The sequence below is a fragment of the Chryseobacterium sp. SIMBA_029 genome (assembly GCF_046535275.1).
GTDB lineage: Bacteria > Bacteroidota > Bacteroidia > Flavobacteriales > Weeksellaceae > Chryseobacterium.
Genome location: NZ_JAWRXA010000376.1, coordinates 1 through 268 on the forward strand (window position 1 = coordinate 1; position 268 = coordinate 268).

Below are 268 nucleotides of genomic sequence, written 5' to 3' on the forward strand. Positions count from 1 at the left end.
TATCCGGACGATCCAGATAATTGGAAAAGACCGAAGCCGTATTTGTCAAATAAATATCTTCCATTATTTTTAGCTTATATATGGCAGTTCCCAAGAAACCGAACTGTAATAGTGAAGAATCTCCGTCATTTTTCAAACCATAACTTCCAGCAAATTGAAGTTCTTTATCCATTACAAAAGTCCATCTGGCGTTGGTAGGACGCATAGTCACCGTCAGATCATCATTAGGCCTATAAGTGATACCCATACCGACGTTCGCATAACCTGG

The 268-nt window shown here is 39.6% G+C and carries 1 pseudogene; it reads right to left on the bottom strand.

The features are described from left to right. A pseudogene (locus tag SB679_RS24510) lies at window positions 1-268 on the bottom strand (hypothetical protein); the annotation flags it as partial.